Origin of the sequence: Psychrobacter sp. ANT_H3 (assembly GCF_027919975.1) — a bacterium.
GTDB classification, from domain to species: domain Bacteria; phylum Pseudomonadota; class Gammaproteobacteria; order Pseudomonadales; family Moraxellaceae; genus Psychrobacter; species Psychrobacter maritimus.
In genome coordinates this window covers 83,778-99,230 of sequence record NZ_JAQISM010000008.1, presented here as the reverse complement: position 1 = coordinate 99,230, position 15,453 = coordinate 83,778, and the positions used below count along the sequence as shown (strand labels likewise).

11 protein-coding genes are annotated in these 15,453 nt (G+C 43.9%); 2 read left to right on the top strand and 9 right to left on the bottom strand.

From position 1 onward, the window contains the following. Position 1: 1 nt before the first annotated feature. Positions 2-1,345: a glutamine synthetase family protein gene (locus PG901_RS06415; RefSeq protein WP_201565106.1), complete on the bottom strand. Its 1,344-nt coding sequence runs from the start codon at positions 1,343-1,345 to the stop codon at positions 2-4. 512 nt (positions 1,346-1,857) lie between these two features. Here PG901_RS06415 and PG901_RS06410 point away from each other — a divergent pair. Continuing rightward, positions 1,858-2,598 (top strand): gamma-glutamyl-gamma-aminobutyrate hydrolase family protein, encoded by a 741-nt coding sequence (locus tag PG901_RS06410; RefSeq protein WP_271133933.1) that lies wholly within the window; start codon positions 1,858-1,860, stop codon positions 2,596-2,598. Then, positions 2,573-3,307, top strand: a complete 735-nt coding sequence (locus tag PG901_RS06405) for a cupin domain-containing protein (protein WP_271133932.1) — start codon at positions 2,573-2,575, stop codon at positions 3,305-3,307. Before PG901_RS06410 ends, PG901_RS06405 begins: the two co-directional genes overlap by 26 nt. 134 nt (positions 3,308-3,441) lie before the next feature. Here the strand turns inward: PG901_RS06405 and PG901_RS06400 are convergent, their stop codons facing one another. From PG901_RS06400 to PG901_RS06365, 8 genes are all read right to left on the bottom strand, one after another. Continuing rightward, the gene (locus tag PG901_RS06400; RefSeq protein ID WP_271133931.1) at positions 3,442-4,863 is read right to left on the bottom strand and encodes a glycosyltransferase; all 1,422 of its coding nucleotides are present in this window, start codon (positions 4,861-4,863) and stop codon (positions 3,442-3,444) included. Between the two features lie 161 nt (positions 4,864-5,024). After that, positions 5,025-5,897, bottom strand: a complete 873-nt coding sequence (locus PG901_RS06395; RefSeq protein ID WP_271133930.1) for a TIGR03915 family putative DNA repair protein — start codon at positions 5,895-5,897, stop codon at positions 5,025-5,027. Between the two features lie 16 nt (positions 5,898-5,913). After that, entirely contained in the window at positions 5,914-7,182 is a 1,269-nt protein-coding gene (locus PG901_RS06390) for a putative DNA modification/repair radical SAM protein (RefSeq protein WP_271133929.1), read from the bottom strand. A gap of 249 nt (positions 7,183-7,431) precedes the next feature. Then, positions 7,432-8,361 (bottom strand): hypothetical protein, encoded by a 930-nt coding sequence (locus PG901_RS06385; protein WP_271133928.1) that lies wholly within the window; start codon positions 8,359-8,361, stop codon positions 7,432-7,434. Between the two features lie 413 nt (positions 8,362-8,774). After that, positions 8,775-9,251 (bottom strand): transcription elongation factor GreA, encoded by a 477-nt coding sequence (greA, locus tag PG901_RS06380; RefSeq protein WP_079691347.1) that lies wholly within the window; start codon positions 9,249-9,251, stop codon positions 8,775-8,777. Between the two features lie 371 nt (positions 9,252-9,622). Then, entirely contained in the window at positions 9,623-12,877 is a 3,255-nt protein-coding gene (gene carB / locus PG901_RS06375) for a carbamoyl-phosphate synthase large subunit (RefSeq protein ID WP_271133927.1), read from the bottom strand. 156 nt (positions 12,878-13,033) lie between these two features. Then, positions 13,034-14,266 carry a glutamine-hydrolyzing carbamoyl-phosphate synthase small subunit gene (gene carA / locus PG901_RS06370; protein WP_271133926.1) on the bottom strand — a complete coding sequence of 411 codons (1,233 nt, stop codon included), beginning with the start codon at positions 14,264-14,266 and terminating at the stop codon, positions 13,034-13,036. Positions 14,267-14,714: 448 nt separating this feature from the next. After that, the gene (locus PG901_RS06365) at positions 14,715-15,263 is read right to left on the bottom strand and encodes a phosphatase PAP2 family protein (RefSeq protein ID WP_271133925.1); all 549 of its coding nucleotides are present in this window, start codon (positions 15,261-15,263) and stop codon (positions 14,715-14,717) included. Positions 15,264-15,453: the final 190 nt, after the last annotated feature.

The following is a 15,453-nucleotide window of genomic DNA, read 5'->3' as shown; positions in this document are numbered from 1 at the left end:
ATCAAACATCCTGTAAATAGGTGAGGTATTCAAGGTTGGTCACTTGCTGAGCAAAGCGTTTTGCTTCTTGTTTTTTGACCGCAATCAATAGCTCAATCATCTCACTTGGAAACAATGAATCAATGATGTCGCTGCTTTCAAATTTGCGGATGGCGGATAGCCAATCTAATGGCAAGGTTTTAAGCTCGGCTTCGTTGTAAGTGATGCTATTGACCGGCTCTGGCGCTTCAAGCTTGTTTTCGATGCCATAAAGCATGCCTGCCAATACCGCACTACAGACCAGATAAGGGTTGGCATCGGCTCCCGATACGCGGTGCTCGATACGGCGTGCTTGTGAGTCGCCACCAGGGATGCGTACGGCGGCGGTGCGGTTTTCATAGCCCCATGACACATTGTTTGGTGCCAGTGTACCTGGGGTAAAGCGGCGATAAGAGTTGACGTGCGGCGCAAATAACAAGGTACAGTCTGACATGGTTTTTAATAAGCCAGCGACCGCATGGCGCAAGATATCTGACCCTTCTTCTGAGCCGTCATCAAAGACATTGTTGCCATCTTTATCAAGCAGGCTGCAGTGTACATGAAAACCATTACCTGATTGCAAACCAAAAGGTTTAGCCATAAAAGTGGCCGTCAGTTTGCGGCGTGCTGCGACTGATTTAACCACTTGCTTAAATAAGATGGCATCATCAGCGGCTTTTAAGGGGTCATCGACGTGTAGTAGGTTGATTTCAAATTGACCACAACCGTTCTCAGCCAAAGCCGCATCAACCGGAATATCGAGCTTCTTACATTGCTCATAGACTTCATCTAAAAACTCATCAAACTGCAATAAGTCATTGATACTTAAGATAGAAGTTTTATTCAGTCTTAAGCCACTCTTTGGGCGAATAGGCGGTTTTGGCGTTTCGCCTTCGGTGTAATCAATCAAATAAAATTCAAGCTCTGTTGCCATAACCGGCGTTAATCCCAATGCTTTGAATTTTTTGCTGACGTAATCTAAGACGTGGCGTGCGTCACCGTAATAAGGCTCGTTGTCTTCGGTATAAAGCCAAACGGGCAATAGCGATGAGGGCGCACTGGTATTGAGCAGCGGATAAGCGGCGCGGCCAGTAGGACGGGCGATGGCATCGATATCACCATTGCACTGAGAGGATTCGATAACATCCGCACCCCAGATATCGACTCCTAAAATCGATAATGGCAATCGTATCGCGCCATTTTCTGCTTTTTCCATCTGATTGAAGGGGATGCGCTTACCACGAAGTAATCCATTGATATCCCCCGCTGCAACATACACATATTCCGTATTATTTGCAGATTCGACCATTCCATTGGTTGTCGTCATGTCTATTATCCCTATTGATGTTGATTTTTACTCTGATTATGGTTGCGCCGTTTATGGTCGCTGTCATTCATAATTGACAAGTCAAGATTGTGAATAACGTCAAATAAAACAGTGTTTCTAAATAAAACAGCACTTATAAATGCCATGGCTGATACCACATTGTTCAGCTTACTAAGTATCCTTTTCATGTGATTGCGTAATATTTCTACTGCAAAATGAATCACTTAGCATTGTTCTTAGCTTTGTTTTCATCAGTGATGACATCAAGGTTGTAAGTACTGTTATTAACCTTTTGTCTTACTGATGCCCTTCAATATATGACTGAAATTTATAGTTGTCAATTAATATTTAAAACTATTAAAAAGTAATTAATTATATCCAATAGAGTTTTTATTAACTAAAAATGAAGTTTATAGTTTACATTATCCAAAAGACTGTGTTAGATTTTAATCAACGAAATCTCGGCATATAGAAGATTTGAGGCTCATATATCACATTCAAGGAAGAATAAAATGCAAACTTATCGACCCATTATTGCCATTGTCTCCTGCCATAAGATGGTTGACGGTCAACCCGCGCAAGCGGTGTATCAGAAATATATCGATGCCGTCCATTTTTATGGTGGTAATCCTATCTTGCTGCCGAACACCGCTGCTGAAAATGAAAACTTCGCGGCTTTGATTGCCATTGCTGATGGCATTTTATTGACGGGCAGTTATAGTAATGTTGCGCCTGCGCGTTATGGCGCTTCACATATTGAAGAAAAGCAGGACTTAGGTCGTGATGAGCTAAGCTTTAAGCTGCTTGCTCATGCAGAAAACTCTGGTACGCCTTTATTGGCAGTGTGCCGAGGCTTGCAAGAGATGAATGTCTATTTTGATGGCAGCTTGCACCCAGATTGGCGCGAAGTAGAAGGGTTTTATGAGCCGCATTTGGAGGACAATACCCAGCCACTTGAGGTGCAATATCAGCCGGTGCATGACGTGATTATCCAACCTGAGGGTCGACTGGCGGCGTTTGGTGAAAAATGGCTCGTCAATTCGTTGCACAAACAAGCCATCAATAAAGTAGGTAAGGATTTGTTTGTCGAGGCACGCGCACCGGATGGATTGGTGGAAGCGATCAGCTTAATAAAACATCCATTTATGATTGGTGTACAATGGCATCCTGAGTTAAATTATGCACAAGACGATTTGTCGAAATTTCTATTCAAGGAATTTATCCACTATGCCAGCAAAAAACACGGTTCATAATAGTGCAGAAAACGATATCGAAAAAGAGGGCGCTGCGCCCGAAAATGAGATGAATTCGCTCGAAGACGAGGCTGATACTGATGACGTTAATAGCGATGAGGAAGACGGGTTAGAGTCTGATGAGGCGCCGTCCGTGCTCGAGATGGATGGACAGCCAGAAGAAGATATCGGTAAAAAAATCAATCAGCTGCGCCTTGCAAAAGGCTACTCGCAACGCAAGCTGGCAAGGATGGCAGGGGTTACTAATACCTCAATCAGTTCGATTGAGCGTAACAAAGTCAGCCCAGCGGTGAATACGCTAAAGGCGATTTTGCTGGTGCTAGGGTCTGATTTAACGACCTTTTTTAGTGATGAGTGGAAAGAGCCTAAAGCACGTGTGGTGGTTACGCCAAAAGATTTGATAGAGCTGAGCGAGCCAAGCAGTAGAGTGTCTCTAAAGCAGGTATATAATTGTAGCACCACTAAAAATCTTGGGTTTTTGATTGAGACTTATCAGCCTAATAGCTCGACGGAAGAAAAAATCGCTCACGAAGGTGAAGAGATAGGCACTGTCATTGAAGGCAAGGTATTGATTCGCATTGAAGAGACGACTTATCTGCTGAATGAAGGTGACAGTTATGTGATTGATACGATTAAACCGCACACTTTTATCAATCCTACTGACGGTGTAACTCGTATCGTAAGTGCGCATACGCCCACGACTTATTAAGTTAATGTTAGAGATTAATTAACGTTATTGGGTGTTTTAAAAGAGTTTTAGAAATTATTCATTATCATGTAAAGCGCTACTTCTAGAAATAGAAGCAGCGCTTTTTTTGCTGAAAATAGATGGTTATGAGTAAGTTATTCGGTATTGTCTTGAGTTGCTTTTGAATCATCGGCTGATTTTACTGATTCTGTTACTTTCACTTGTATTTCCTTAGTATCTGTCGCTTTCATGTCTGCGGTTTTAGCCTCTAGAACTTTAGTCTCTAGCACTTTAGCATCGGTCGTTTTAGTAGTGTTTTTAAGCAACCTGACTTTGGTGATTTTATCCGCTGGTTCGATTTTTACATAAGGGGATTCAGGAATGGATTTAGACGCCTTGCTAAGGCTGTTTCTAATTCTTTTGACCGCTGCTGCATCCGCCTGCGCTTCTGCAAGCGATTCTTCATACAGCTCTTGATATACCGCAAGGGTTTGCTCAATCATCTCACGCATGGTGAATTTGGTGGTCATTTCAGGACGCGTAACACTTTCTAGCTGATTGCGTACCGCTTTACAAAGTGCCTTGGCATTGTACTTTCTAACCAAACCCTGCGGATAAAGCGGTTGTAAAATCTCGCTAAACGCCGCTTGATCCCAACCAATCACTGGCGTGCCTAAATGAATCGCCTGTAGGGCATTGATACCGATAGATTCAGGCTCGTTAGCAAGCGCCATGACAATATTGGCGGCTGACAGCCACTCGCGCATGTCGTTACGCTTACTACCGACATAGGTAATACGTTCAGAAAGCCCTAACGTATTGCTACGTTGGCGAAAGTCTTCATGCGCGACGTCGCCCTCGCGGTAATCTTCATCCATAATAATGGCGTGAATATTGGGAAACTGTTCTTGTAGATTGCCCAAAATATCAATCAGCCATTCTTGCCCATATTCATTGCCAATGATGGTCGGAAAGACCAGCCATTTTTTATGTTCAAGCTCAGGATATTCAGCAAAAGTGTGCCGCAACCAATAAACAGAAGGATTATGCCGATACGGATAACGGCGCGTATCGACACCGCGATAGATACGCTTAATGACCTTGGGTTCTAGGTCCTCACGGCGCAGGCCTTTTTTTAGATAATTGGTGACACTATCAGAGACCGTGATGATGGTATCGACATCAAGCAGCGCTTGTGAGTATTTATTAATCGGATAAAAGCCATACATGGTCGAGACCAGTTTTGGTCGGCGCTTGACGCGCGCACGGCGCAGTGCCAAATGCAGTATCCATGCGGGTGTGCGTGAATGTACATGAATGACGTCGGGGTCGTATTTTTCAATCAGGCGGCGTAGCGGGGCGACTTGTAGCAGTGACAGCCAAGATTTTTTATTCATATAGAGCTGATGGTAAATATTGCCGTCACGCTTTAGACGTTTGACCAAGTCATTTTCTTCATCAGCGCTGGAGATAATGATGGAAGTATGCTCATTTTTAACCAAAGCGCGTCCAAGATGAAAAATACCGCGCTCGGATTCATCATGCTTTAAAGACGACAGTAAGCGCATAACTTTCATAATAGCGTCGGTCACCAAATAAGATATCAAGCTGCTATTGTCAGTTAAAAGCGCCGAAAACTCAACCACCAAGATAAAAAGATAAGGTCGAATTTGCCATACTTTTTTTAGCTAAGATTAATCATTTAATGACTGTTAACCTTAGTATTAATCTTAATAAACTAGCGGCGTTTTTGTAGATGCTCAGCATTTGGCAGCACTTGCTTCTCACTGAGATATTTCCAATAGCGCTGCGGCAGATATTGCTTATGCAGCCGCGGATTTTTACGCTCTTTGATATTGACGTTGGTAAAGTAACCTTGCCAAAACTTTTGATAGCGCTGCTCATCTTGACTATGAATACTAGCAGGATTACGCAGTACGGCATCGTCTAAGTCTGTAATAGTTTGCAAGGCAGCAGGGCGCGACGGCGTACTTTTACTTTTGTCATAATAAATACCATAGCCGCGCGCCACATCATAAATTGCCCAATGCTGATCTTGGTAGCGCTGCCGAAAATGCTCACCAATCAAGGGCAACACATTAAAATCAGGCTCAACGCGGGCAAAGTAAATGTCGTCAGTGGTGTGCTCAAAACGTACAAAGGCTTCCATACGGTGCTTCTCACGAGCGACAGACTTGACGGTTTGTACCAACTCCAAAACATTGAGATTACCCAAATCTTCCATAATAGCGCGGCTAGGGTAGTCGATGGCATATTTAACCACCTGAAATAAAGTGGTGCCGATATGGTCTTTTTCTGATAAAAATCCCCACAGAATATTACGCATACCTGAACGACCTAATAGTTGATTAAGCTTTGCTAGTACTCGCTCCACATGTTCGTCATTGGTCTCGATGCTGGTTGAATTAGCAATTAACGAGGGTACATAGCAGTCTTGAGCAATTAACTGTAAGGATTCATCCTCTTGTAAGCGGTTGGCATAGACATAAAATACCGCACTCAGCCAACCTTCAAAACTTGGCTCATAAAGCACAATAATGGGCGTTAATTGACCGACAATATAGTCATGGTTTTGCATCAGTTGTGACATTTATGTTCCTATTGGATTAAAACAGCGCCAACTGCCCATTACGTTGGTCTTTATACTTGGTCTGCGTTTGCGCCAGTACGTATTGACGGAAATTATCACGCGTTAAATGCGCAAGATGCTCGTTTTTACCCGTCGTAGCGATAAAATATTTTGCACGGTTGACCGCCGCACCCATTTTTTTTAAATGATAAAGCGTCAACTGATTAAACTTGCGTGCTTTTACTATCTTTTTAGCCGTTTTGGTACCGATGCCGGGAATGCGTACAATCATCTCGTAAGTGGCGGTTTGAATATTAACGGGAAAATGCTCACGATGGCGGATTGCCCAAGCGAGTTTTGGGTCGCAATCTAAGTCTAGAAATGGCGAGTCAGGCTCAACGATTTCGTGCGCGCCAAAACCATAAAAGCGCATCAGCCAATCGGCTTGATACAGACGGTTTTCACGTATCATCGGCACAGGCGTTCCAATCGCTGGCAGGCGACTATCTGCCAACATCGGCACATAGCCAGAATAGTAGACGCGCTTAAGATCATATTGCTTATAAAAATGACTCGATAGCTGTATGACTTGCAAATCAGTTTCATTACTGGCGCCAACAATCATTTGACTGGTTTGACCGGCTGGGGTAAATTTTGGTGCTTTTTTATGGGTTTTACGGCTTTCACGGATAGTGATGATTTCTTCTTTTACCGTTTGCATTGGTGCTTTTAATTGCTCATGCGACTTTTCTGGTGCGAGTAAAGCCAGACCAGATATCGTCGGAATCTCAATATTGACGCTAAGACGATCAGCATATAATCCCGCTTCTAATAACAATTCTTTTGACGCGCCGGGGATAGTTTTTAAATGGATATAGCCATTAAAGCGTTCACGGGTACGTAATATTTTGGCGACTTCGACCAAGCGCTCCATCGTATAATCCCCACTTTTAAAAATACCTGAGCTGAGAAAAAGCCCTTCGATATAATTACGGCGATAAAATTGCATGGTTAAATCAACGACTTCCTCGACACTAAAAGCGGCGCGCGGGGTGTCATTGCTTTTGCGCGAGGTACAATAAGCACAGTCGTAAATACAATGATTGGTCAGCAGAATTTTGAGCAAGCTAACGCAGCGACCATCTTCGGTATAGCTGTGACAGATACCGGTTGCTGAGGCATCACCGAGGCCACCGCCTTGGTTTTTGCGCGTACCAGCGGAGGATGAGCAAGAGACATCATACTTAGCAGCGTCGGCTAAAATATTGAGCTTGCCTTGTAGTCGTTCATAATTGATGGTTGCCATAAACGATATTTACCAATGCATTAATGAAAGGCTATTTTAACAAAATTAACGTTAAGTCATTGTATTTATAGAAGAATATTAGAAATAACACGACAGATGGTGTCGTTAGATGCCAATAATTTATTATCGCTGAAAAATTACTATCAAAAAGAGCTTTGTCGTTTATATTCTTTACAAACAAAAAAGCCCTGCATTAGCAGAACTTTTAGAGCAGTTATTTAGCAAATATGTTTTTATACGCGGTAGTCGTTACTGAACTTTAGCGCGTATAACAACCGTTTGCGGTGCGTTAGCAGGAAGGTCAACCAAGTTCCATTTTAGTCCAGAATAGTTTTCCGTAACGACTACAGTATTGCCAACTTGTTGGATAGTTTGATAGCTGTCGCCGCCAGTGGTCGCAAACGTTGGTAGTGGACTGTTTAATGATACCAATTGAACGCCGTTTGGCAATGACACCATCGCATTGATATCAGTGACAGGCTGTGCTGTGGTATTGGTATAAGTGGTGTGATATTCGATGACGTCACCAGGCGCGATATGATTCGCTGGTACGGCCACTTCACGACCGTCTTTGTTTTTTAATATCTTCATGACTTTGGTTTGTGCATTGACCACGCCAGGCGTACTAAAAGTCGGGGTCAGTTGCAGAGCGTCTAAAGAGGTAGATACGATTTGCGTCGTTGCAGGTTGGTTCGTTACTACGGTTGTCGTTGGCGCATTGAGGACTGGCAATTGGGTAGCCGTCGTCAAAGGCAAGACTTCTGTCACACTAGTCGTCGGCACGGCTATGACATCAACTCTGCTGGTTTGATTGGTCATCTGGTTGGTCACAGGCACGCTCGTCACTGTGGCACTGCCTTGGGTGACGACGGTATTGCTAGTACCATTACTGGCGACTTGACGAACCGTATAGCGCGGCACATTGGTCACTTGTGTCACCGCAAACGGCATGCCATCTTGCATGGTGATGCTATTCGGTGTTGCGGTGATGACCGCCGTTTTACCATCAGAATATTGCTCAACCACCGTCGTGCTACCAACAGACGAGCTAACCGCTATCTCAGGCGCGGCATTGGCTGTGGCGATAGACATCATTGCGCCTGCCAACAGTGCTGATACTGCAGTAAATGTCGCTGTTTTTTGCATGTTACCTGATGAGCGATGAATAGTAGTGGTCATAATAAAGTCCTTTAAAGTTATAATAAGTAAAACAAAAATGACAAACACTTAGATGAAAATACCCTCGTTGACTATACAGAGCAGGTCAACGAGGGTAGCAGTATTAATGCAGTACTAATAATAGTCATAAACCGCCAAACGATATAAGCTATCTATCGAAGCGTGTTATCAAACGATTAAATCATAAACTATCGAATTACTGATTTATCCGTCGTTATTTTAATGAATAGCTAAGCATGTGCCATGCGCCTAATTATTTAGCCATCTCAACTCAACAATTATGCGCCAAAACGAATTGAGTAGAAAAGCAGCGTTGTGTAACTGCTCTCCTATAAACGATAACTTTTTGTGTGCTTTACTTTATATCCTTCTTAAGAAAATTACTGTTTTACTCACTATAAAAGCCAACCAGATTAATCGTAAATCACTTTCATGATTTCGTATTCAACCACACCCTTTGGCGTTTCAATACGGGCTTCGTCGCCTTCAGATTTACCAATCAAACCACGCGCAATCGGCGAGTTGACTGAGATTTTGCCAGCTTTAAAGTCTGCTTCGTCGTCACCAACGATTTTGTACTGTTTTTCTTCTTCGGTGTCCATATTTTCAATAACGACGCTGACGCCGAATATCACACGACCATCTTTTGGCAATGTCGTCGGGTCAATCACTTGCGCGCCGCCAAGTTTTGCTTCGATATCACGGATACGCGCTTCACAAAAACCTTGTTGTTCGCGAGCTGCATGATATTCAGCATTTTCTTTTAAATCGCCGTGTTCGCGAGCTTCAGCGATAGAAGCGGTGATGCGGGGACGGTCGACACTTTTTAACTGTTTTAATTCGGCTTCTAGAGCCGCATGTCCTTGCGGAGTCATGGGATAACGTTGCATGTTTTTTCCTTAAACCAATAACACCACACCATCTCCTAGTGAATAGTGAGATGGTGTCAGTGTTGTTGCAATGAGTATGTGAAGATATAAAAAGAATGAGGTTTAGACGGCGTCATCAGTAAATGCGCGCTTATCTATGAGCGTATATACACTGATAGATGATACACATGAACCTTACGTAATAAAAAGCATAGTCGCAGTTTAGCCACTATGCTTTTTAGGTCTATCTTTTTAAAACTTTGTTTTTTTAAGCACTACTGTTATTAAGCACTACTGTTATATAAAAATAGATAACAAGTTTTGCAGCAGCTATTAAATAAGCGTTGCAGTTATGCTTAATCTACTGAAATTATGCCGCCAAGTCAATAGAGCTATGCGATAGTCTTTGCTTGTTCGTGCAAATCTTGTAGCTTATACACATCAAACGGTAAGTCGATGGCATAAGATTTACAAACCGCATCTGCCGCGCCTAAGGTTGTCACATAAAAGACTTTACCTTGTAAGGCACTACGGCGGATAGAGAATGAATCCTCTTGTGCCTGTTTGCCTTCAGTGGTATTGATAATAAGGTCGATTTTACCATTTTTCAAGGCATCGACGATATGTGGGCGACCTTCGGTGACTTTATTGATTTGCTTACACTCGATACCGTTATCGCTAAGTACTTTTTGCGTACCAGTGGTGGCAACGATTTTAAAGCCATAGTCGATAAGCTGACGGGCGATAGGGGCGACTTGTTCTTTATCGCTATCACGTACCGAGATAAAGACAGTTTTGGTTTCGCCCTCAACAGGTAGACCTGGCAGACGCTCGTTACTACCGATGACCGCTTTGTAGAATGCCTCGCCAAAGGTTTTACCAACGCCCATCACTTCACCGGTTGATTTCATCTCAGGACTCAAGATTGGGTCAACACCAGGGAACTTAGCAAATGGGAATACTGCTTCTTTTACCGCGAAAAATGCAGGAACGATTTCAGTGGTAAAACCTTGGTCTTTTAATGACGTGCCAGCCATACAGCGCGCCGCGATTTGCGCCAAAGAAGTACCGATACATTTAGAAACGAAAGGCACAGTACGCGCCGCACGTGGATTCACTTCTAAGATATAAACGGTTTCACCTTTTACCGCAAACTGGACGTTCATTAGACCAATTACGCCAAGCTCTTTTGCCATCGCAACGGTTTGCGCGCGCATAACGTCACACAATTCATCAGACAATGAGTAAGGCGGCAGTGAACAGGCTGAGTCACCAGAATGCACGCCAGCTTGTTCGATATGCTGCATGATACCGCCAATGACGACGTCAGTACCGTCGCTAACACAATCGACATCGACTTCGATAGCGTCATCTAAGAAGCGGTCTAACAATACCGGTGCTTCGTTTGACGCTTGTACCGCAGTACGCAAGTAGTGTCTTAATTCATCTTCGTTATAAACGATTTCCATCGCGCGACCACCGAGTACATAAGACGGGCGTACCACCAACGGATAACCAACGTCTTTTGCCTTAACCAAACCATCTTCTAAGCTCGTCGCTAGAGCATTGGTTGGTTGAATAAGATTCAATTGCTGAATCATATGCTGGAAGCGTTCGCGGTCTTCAGCACGGTCAATCGCATCTGGGCTAGTACCGATGATTTTAACGCCAGCAGCTTCAAGCGCGCGCGCCAGTTTCAATGGCGTTTGGCCACCAAACTGTACAATCACACCATCAGGATTTTCGATACGGACAATCTCTAACACATCTTCAAGTGTGATTGGCTCAAAGTAGAGGCGGTCAGAGGTGTCATAATCGGTTGAAACCGTTTCAGGGTTACAGTTAACCATGATGGTTTCATAACCATCTTCGCGCATGGCAAGCGCCGCATGGACACAGCAATAGTCAAACTCGATACCTTGACCGATACGGTTAGGACCACCGCCGATAACCATGATTTTCTTATTATCGGTAGGATTGGCTTCACATTCGCTATCGTACGTTGAATACATATAAGCGGTGCTAGTCGCAAACTCTGCGGCACAGGTATCGACGCGTTTATAGACTGGATAAACGTTTAAATCCCAACGCTTGGTGCGTAGCTGCTTCTGTGAGACGCCAAGCAGTTTCGCCAAACGCAAATCTGACAAACCTTTACGCTTAAAGCTGCGTAAATTATGCTCAGTTAAACCGCCAAAACCTAACGCTTTAACTTGTGCTTCAGTTTTGACGATATCTTCGATTTGTACCAAGAACCATGGGTCAATTTTGGTTAAGTTAAACACTTCATCGACGCTCATCCCAATACGGAAAGCATCAGCAATATAATAAATACGTTCAGGGGTTGGAATGGTTAAGCGATTATTAATCTCGCTACGGGCTTTCTCAATGCTTACTTTTGATAAGTCGATTTGCTCATCAAAACCATCATTGCCAGTTTCCATCCCGCGCAATGCTTTTTGCATCGACTCTTGGAAGTTACGACCGATTGCCATCACTTCGCCAACCGATTTCATCTGCGTTGATAAAACATTATCGGCTTGCGGGAATTTTTCAAAGTTAAAACGAGGGATTTTCGTCACAACATAATCAAGTGCAGGCTCAAAGCTCGCTGGCGTTTTGCCACCCGTGATGTCATTTTGCAATTCATCAAGCGTATAACCAATCGCCAATTTTGCTGCGATTTTAGCAATCGGGAAGCCAGTGGCTTTTGAGGCCAATGCTGATGAGCGTGATACGCGTGGGTTCATCTCGATGACGACCATGCGACCAGTCTCAGGGTTGATACCGAACTGCACGTTTGAGCCACCCGTTTCAACGCCGATTTCACGCAGTACTGCTAATGAAGCATTACGCATGATTTGGTATTCTTTGTCGGTCAAGGTTTGTGCTGGGGCAACTGTGATGGAGTCGCCGGTATGCACACCCATTGGGTCAAAGTTCTCAATCGCACAAATGATGATGCAGTTGTCGTTTTTGTCACGGACCACTTCCATCTCATATTCTTTCCAACCGATTAACGATTCATCGATAAGCAATTGATGGTTTGGTGATAAGTCAAAACCGCGCTCACAAATCTCGATAAATTCGTCACGGTTATAAGCGATACCGCCACCTGAACCACCCATCGTAAATGACGGGCGAATGATACACGGATAGCCCATTTTTTCTTGGGTCGCAAAGGCTTCTTCCATGGTTTCGGCTGTTTCAGCGCGTGGACACTCAAGGCCAATACGCTTCATGGCTTTATCAAATAAGTTGCGGTCTTCCGCCATCTCGATTGAATCTTTGGTCGCGCCAATCAATTCGCAGTTGTATTTGGTCAAGACGCCATGTTTGTCTAGGTCTAAAGCACAGTTTAGCGCCGTCTGTCCGCCCATCGTTGGCAAGATAGCATCCGGACGTTCTTTAGCTATAATTTGTTCAACCGTTTGCCACGTAATTGGCTCGATATAGGTCGCATCCGCCATGGTTGGGTCAGTCATGATGGTTGCAGGGTTTGAGTTGACCAAGATGACGCGGTAGCCTTCTTCTTTTAGCGCTTTACACGCCTGCGCGCCTGAGTAGTCAAACTCACATGCTTGGCCGATGACGATAGGGCCTGCGCCAATGATAAGAATGCTTTTTATGTCGGTACGTTTTGGCATAGTTAGGGCTACCTTCGTTTGGGTGATATTTTGAGTAATCTGTATTTTAACGATATGTTCAATAACGCTTATCGTGTCTGCTATGGTGCAGCTTGAACCACCATCTGTGCTTCAAGCTTTATATTGATTATTTGCTTACGGCTAATTATCGATAACTTACGCTTTTGCCGCTGCCATCATATCGGCAAATTTATCAAACAATGGCGCAGCATCATGCGGGCCAGGGCTGGCTTCTGGGTGACCTTGGAAACTAAAGACTGGCTTATTGGTCAGCTCAATACCTTGGTTAGTACCGTCAAATAATGAGCGATGGGTCGATTTAACATTGTCAGGCAGGGTGTCTTCATCAACGGCAAAACCATGGTTTTGACTGGTAATCATAACCGTACCCGTGGCTAGGTCTTGTACAGGATGGTTGGCACCATGATGACCAGTTTTCATTTTGATGGTTTTTGCACCGCTGGCAAGACCAATCAGCTGATGACCTAAGCAGATACCAAAGGTTGGAATGTCCGTTTCTTCAATAATGTGGCGTACCGCATCGATAGCGTAATCACAGGCAGCTGGATCGCCAGGACCATTTGATAAGAAGATACCGTCTGGATTCATCGCCAGCACGTCTGCGATAGGTGTTTGCGCGGGTACGACAGTGACATGACAGCCGCGGTCTACTAGCATACGTAGGATATTGGTTTTGCTACCGAAGTCATAGGCGACGACATTGTATTTTGCTTCGACGTGCGTGCCCAAATGTTTAAAGAAGCCGCCTGTACCGCTATCATGGCTACCAGCTACATCACGGTTAAGTAGGGTGTCTGATAAATCCCAGCTACCGGCGGTCCATTCAAATATCGTCGGTGTACAGCATTCTTTTGCCAAGTCCATACCTTCGATACCAGCAAATTCTTGTGCCAATTTAATCGCTTGCTGTTCATCTTCGCTGCTAATCGTTGCGCCGTTAGAAGCGGTCATGATACAGCCGTTTTGTGCACCTTTATCACGTAATAGGCGGGTCAATTGACGGGTATCAATATCAGCAATGGCGACGGTATTATGGCTCTGTAAATAATCACTCAATGACTCTGAGTTGCGGAAGTTTGAGGTAACCATGGTCGCATCGCGGATGATAAGACCTTCAGCCCATACTTGATGACCATTACCAGACTCTACATCTTCAGCGTTGGTACCGGTATTGCCAATGTGCGGATAAGTAAGCGTGACCAGTTGGCGTGCGTAACTTGGGTCGGTTAGGATTTCTTGATACCCTGTCATGGCTGTATTAAATACCACCTCACCGACATGATGACCAAGACTACCGATACTCAAACCGCGAAAAATCGTACCGTCTGCTAGTGCCAAAATTGCTTGTATTTCTGCCGATGAATTCAAGGGTTGCCTCCGCTGTTATTAGTGAGTGCTGTGCTATTTTTAGGTTAAAATAAAGCGCTGCTTTTTTGATTATTGCTATTTAACTGCGGCTAAATAACCATAATAAAAGAGACAGCGCCAAAATTTTTCCACAAAAAAGCGAGAAGACATCATAGATGAAAAGGTACAGGATTCACTAAGGGGTGAATAAGTAACTTACATCATGTCCGCTCGCTTTGGCACAGATTTTGCGCATTATACTAGAGTTTTGCGTTAAGGGCTAGCACCTTAAGGTGAGGAAGGCGGATAAAATGGGCATAATGTTAAAACGGTTGTTATTTAATCAAAAATTGAGGCAATATCAAAAGCGTTTTTATTCTAAACAGGTTGTATAGTTGATGCCAAATAAAATAGACTCGCCATATCGTTTTTACATCGAATTGACTATATCTACAAGCAATCTAAAGCCTTAAAAATTATAATGAACCGATAAGCCGTAATAGTCGGGTGCTAAATTGGTGGCGATATGCAATTGGTCGTCATAATAGCTTTTGGTTAAATACATACTGCTGGCAACCCCTAAGGCTGCTCCCGCCAATACGTCAGTCACATCATGCTCATCGGCTTCAACACGGCTATAAGCCACGAAACCAGCACCAATATAAGCAGGGATGCTATATTCTAAGCCATAGCGTTTATGAATAAAGCTTGCGCCCTGAAACGCCATAGAGGTATGACCAGAGGGGAAGGATTCCTCATCACGGCCATTGGGACGCTCTTTATCTATCACTGACTTTAGCACTTGCGTCGCAGCAACGTTGGTCGCAAATGAATAATAAAATTGCTGACGACCCTCTTTATCATCCATATAATAAGTGCTACCGTAAGCAGCTGCCGGTATGGCAAAGGCCAGCACATCGCCTACCTTGCTAGTAGAGCTACTGTCTGCGTGGGCAGGGATGGAAGCCATCAAGCTGGTCGATAGTAAAATGATAGGGGCATATTTTTTGCTGATCATCACTGCGATCCTAAAAAGGGTTGGTGAGCGTTGATTGTCCGTATAAAATTTTATGGTTATTTTATAGGGATAAATGGCATACGGCTTTATGCTACTTGCTCTATTGATTGGCGGCAGCATTATACTATAAAGTTTTTATCTGTCTTTACAACTATCACGCTTTAGGTCACATTTATTTATGACACGTTTT

Coding starts and splice junctions, on each gene's coding strand:
- PG901_RS06385 (WP_271133928.1), bottom strand. CDS start 8,361: ATGACCACTACTATTCATCGCTCATCAGGTAACATGCAAAAAACAGCG.
- PG901_RS06415 (WP_201565106.1), bottom strand. CDS start 1,345: ATGACGACAACCAATGGAATGGTCGAATCTGCAAATAATACGGAATAT.
- carB (WP_271133927.1), bottom strand. CDS start 12,877: ATGCCAAAACGTACCGACATAAAAAGCATTCTTATCATTGGCGCAGGC.
- PG901_RS06390 (WP_271133929.1), bottom strand. CDS start 7,182: ATGGCAACCATCAATTATGAACGACTACAAGGCAAGCTCAATATTTTA.
- PG901_RS06410 (WP_271133933.1), top strand. CDS start 1,858: ATGCAAACTTATCGACCCATTATTGCCATTGTCTCCTGCCATAAGATG.
- PG901_RS06395 (WP_271133930.1), bottom strand. CDS start 5,897: ATGTCACAACTGATGCAAAACCATGACTATATTGTCGGTCAATTAACG.
- greA (WP_079691347.1), bottom strand. CDS start 9,251: ATGCAACGTTATCCCATGACTCCGCAAGGACATGCGGCTCTAGAAGCC.
- PG901_RS06405 (WP_271133932.1), top strand. CDS start 2,573: ATGCCAGCAAAAAACACGGTTCATAATAGTGCAGAAAACGATATCGAA.
- PG901_RS06400 (WP_271133931.1), bottom strand. CDS start 4,863: ATGAAAGTTATGCGCTTACTGTCGTCTTTAAAGCATGATGAATCCGAG.
- PG901_RS06365 (WP_271133925.1), bottom strand. CDS start 15,263: ATGATCAGCAAAAAATATGCCCCTATCATTTTACTATCGACCAGCTTG.